Annotated in this window: 1 protein-coding gene; it reads left to right on the top strand. The window is 64.8% G+C overall.

The window, feature by feature from the left end; genetic code table 11:
• Nucleotides 1–219 (top strand): hypothetical protein (locus EP376_RS23165; protein ID WP_164745075.1); only part of this gene is annotated, 219 nt, incomplete at both ends.

Raw genomic sequence — 219 nt, 5'->3', positions numbered from 1 at the left:
GTCGACCGTCTTCGCCTCGCGGCAGCAGGGGCTGATGGAGCCGCTGGCGGAAAACACGCTGCCGGCGATCGAAAAGGTCGGCGAGACGCTGTCGAAGGAGATCGCGGAAGAGCTCGGCGCCCAGGGTGTCGCGCAGGCCGATATCGCATGGCGGCCGATGCTGCATATTCGTTATGGCGGTACAGATACCAGCCTGCCCGTCGATTTCAGCTCCGGCTC

The organism is Alexandriicola marinus (genome assembly GCF_004000435.1).
Taxonomy (GTDB): domain Bacteria; phylum Pseudomonadota; class Alphaproteobacteria; order Rhodobacterales; family Rhodobacteraceae; genus Alexandriicola; species Alexandriicola marinus.
The sequence above is the reverse complement of the archived record's forward strand: the minus strand, read 5'-3'. Positions and strand labels throughout refer to the sequence as shown.